Origin of the sequence: Lysobacter enzymogenes (assembly GCF_017168095.1) — a bacterium.
GTDB classification, from domain to species: Bacteria; Pseudomonadota; Gammaproteobacteria; order Xanthomonadales; family Xanthomonadaceae; genus Lysobacter; species Lysobacter enzymogenes_D.
The window spans coordinates 1-3,448 of record NZ_LXSD01000529.1 but is presented as its reverse complement, the minus strand read 5'-3'; the positions used below and the strand labels follow the sequence as shown (position 1 = coordinate 3,448).

2 protein-coding genes are annotated in these 3,448 nt (G+C 72.6%); one reads left to right on the top strand and one right to left on the bottom strand.

Features of this window, described 5'->3' with window-relative positions; genetic code table 11:
- Positions 1–423 (bottom strand): heavy-metal-associated domain-containing protein (locus A7A76_RS21170; protein ID WP_206413162.1); only part of this gene is annotated, 423 nt, incomplete at its 3' end.
- 204 nt (positions 424–627) lie between these two features.
- Between A7A76_RS21170 and A7A76_RS21165 the strand changes: the two genes are divergently transcribed.
- Positions 628–3,448, top strand: a 2,821-nt coding sequence (locus A7A76_RS21165) for a DEAD/DEAH box helicase (RefSeq protein ID WP_206413161.1), incomplete at its 3' end; no start/stop codon positions are given.

The following is a 3,448-nucleotide window of genomic DNA, read 5'->3' as shown; positions in this document are numbered from 1 at the left end:
GTAGCCGGCGCGGGCGACCGCGGCGATCAGCGCAGCCGGCTCGACCGCGCCCAGCGCCTCGACCTGGGCGCGCTCGGTGGCCAGGTTGACCGTGGCCGCGACCACCCCCGGCACCGCGCGCAGGGCCTTTTCGATCCGGCCCACGCACGAGCCGCAGGTCATGCCGCTGATTTCCAGGGCGGTCTGGCGGGTCGGCACGCTGTAACCGGCGGCGGTCACCGCGGCGACGATCTCGGCCGGGCCGAGCGCCGGCTCGTGCGCCACCTCGGCGCTCTCGGTGGCCAGGTTGACCGTGGCCTCGGCGACCCCGGGCAGGGCGCGCAAGGCCTTCTCGATGCGGCCCACGCAGGAGCCGCAGGTCATGCCGGCGATATCGAAACGCAGGCGCTGCAGGGCAGGGTTGGGTACGGCGGTCGCGTTCATGGGGGACTCCCGTTTGGCTCGATGCCGCACAGGGTGGGGTTTCCCATGATGGTAAGGTCAAGGTTGGATTCGCGGCGTGAGACCGCGCCGTGTGAAGCGTTCAGTCGCACCGGCTGAGACGGCCCGGGGCCAGGCTGGCCGGCGCCACAATCGCCCCCATATCGTGGGAATCCCCGCATCGCCGTCGCCCGCAGGCCACCGCCCATGGCGCTAGACGCCTTCCATCCCGCCATCGCCGCCTGGTTTCGCGCCGCGTTCCCGGCGCCGACCCGCGCCCAGGCACTGGCCTGGCCGAACATCCGCGCCGGCCGCAACACCCTGGTCGCCGCGCCGACCGGTTCGGGCAAGACCCTGACCGCGTTCCTGGCCGCGATCGACACGCTGGTGCGCGAGGGGCTCGAACACGGACTGCGCGACGAGACCCAGGTGGTCTACGTCTCGCCGCTGAAGGCGCTGTCCAACGACATCCACCTCAACCTGGACGCGCCGCTGGCCGGCATCGCCGAACAACTGCGGCGCATGGGATTGCCCGACCCCGGCATCCGCACCGCGGTGCGCACCGGCGACACCCCGGCCGGCGAGCGCACCGCGATGCGCAAGCGCCCGCCGCACATCCTGGTGACCACGCCCGAATCGCTGTACGTGCTGCTGGGCTCCGAATCGGGCCGGGCGATGCTGTCGAGCGTGCGTTCGGTGATCGTCGACGAAATCCACGCGGTGGCCGACGACAAGCGCGGCAGCCACCTGAGCCTGAGCCTGGAGCGCCTGCGCGAGCTATGTCCGCAGCCGCCGGTGCGGATCGGCCTGTCGGCGACGCAAAAGCCCATCGCCGAAGTGGCGCGCTTCCTGGTCGGCGCCGACGCGGTCGCCGCCGACGGCACGCCCGATTGCGCCATCGTCGACATCGGCTACGACAAGCGCCGCGACCTGGCCCTGGAACTGCCCGGTTCGCCGCTCGGCGCGGTGATGTCGCACGACCAATGGGACGAGGTGTACGCGCGCCTGGCCGCGCTGGTCGAGCAGCACCGCACCACCTTGGTGTTCGTCAACACCCGGCGCATGGCCGAGCGCGCGGCCAAGCACCTGGCCGACAAGCTCGGCAAGGACGTCGTCGCCGCGCATCACGGCAGCCTCTCGCGCGAGCTGCGCCTGGACGCCGAGCAGCGGCTCAAGCGCGGGCAATTGCGGGTGCTGGTGGCGACCGCGTCGCTGGAGCTGGGCATCGACATCGGCGATGTCGACCTGGTCTGCCAGCTCGGCTCGCCGCGCGCCATCGCCGCGTTCCTGCAGCGCGTCGGCCGCGCCGGCCACCATGTCGGCGGCGTGCCCAAGGGCCGGCTGTTCCCGTCCTCGCGCGAGGATCTGGTCGAATGCGCGGCGCTGCTCGACAGCGTGCGCCGCGGCGAACTCGACGCCCTGCGCATCCCGCCGGCGCCGCTGGACGTGCTGGCCCAGCAGATCGTCGCCGAGGCCTCGATGCGCGACTGCGGCGAGGACGAACTGTTCGCCTGCCTGCGCCGCGCCTGGCCGTACGCGCAACTGGAGCGCAAGCGCTTCGACGAAATCGTGCGCATGCTCGCCGACGGCTTCAGCACCCGGCGCGGACCGCGCGCGGCCTATCTGCATCGCGATGCCGTACACCAGCGCCTGCGCGCCCGGCGCGGCGCGCGCATGACCGCGGTGATGTCCGGCGGCACCATTCCCGACACCGGCGACTACGCGGTGGTGCTGGAACCCGAAGCGCAGGTGATCGGCAGCGTCAACGAGGACTTCGCGGTCGAGAGCCTCGGCGGCGACGTGTTCCAGCTCGGCAACGCCAGCTACCGCATCCTGCGGGTCGAGCCGGGCCGGGTGAGGGTGGAAGACGCGCAGGGCCTGCCGCCGAACATTCCGTTCTGGCTCGGCGAAGCGCCGGGCCGCAGCGACGAGCTCTCGCTCAGCGTCTCGCGCCTGCGCGCGGCCGCCGACGCCGCGTTCGCGCGTGCCGACGACAGCGCCGGCGCGGCGCGCCTGCTCGCCGACGAGTTCGCGCTCGACTCCGCCGCCGCGCTGCAACTGGCCGATTATCTCGGCCGCACCCGCCAGGCGCTGGGGCTGGTGCCGACGCAAGACACCTTGGTGTTCGAACGGTTCTTCGACGAATCCGGCGGCACCCAGCTGGTCATCCATTCGCCCTACGGCAGCCGCATCAACAAGGCCTGGGGGCTGGCGCTGCGCAAGCGCTTCTGCCGCAAGTTCAACTTCGAACTGCAGGCCGCCGCCACCGAGGACGCGATCGTGCTGTCGCTGTCGACCAGCCACAGCTTCCCGCTCGAGGACGTGGCGCGTTACCTGCACTCGGCCTCGGCGCTGGACGTGCTGGTGCAGGCGCTGCTCGACGCGCCGCTGTTCGGCGCGCGCTGGCGCTGGGTCGCGACCACCGCGCTGGCGCTGCCGCGTTTCGTCGGCGGCAAGAAGGTCGCGCCGCAGCTGCAGCGGATGAAGAGCGAAGACCTGCTGGCGACGGTGTTCCCCGACCAGGTCGCCTGCGCCGAGAACCTGGCCGGCGAGCGCGAGGTGCCGGAGCATCCGCTGGTCGCGCAGACCCTGCACGATTGCCTGTTCGAGGCGATGGACAGCGACGGCTGGCTGCGCATGCTGCGGCGGCTGGAAGCCGGCGAGATCCGCGTGCTCGGCCGCGACGTCACCGGCCCGTCGCCGATCGCCGCCGAGGCGCTCAACGCCAAGCCCTACGCCTTCCTCGACGACGCGCCGATCGAAGAGCGCCGCACCCAGGCGGTGATGGCGCGGCGCTACGGCGAGGCCGACAGCGCCGACGACCTGGGCCGGCTCGATCCGCAGGCGATCGAAGCGGTGCGCGCGGAAGCCTGGCCGGAGGTGCGCGACGCCGACGAAATGCACGAGGCGCTGATGGGCCTGGGCTTCGTCACCGCGGACGAGGCCGAAACGCACGGCTGGAGCGCGTGGCTGCGCGCGCTGGCCGACGCCGGCCGCGCCACCGCGCTGCGCCTGCGCGCCGGCGACG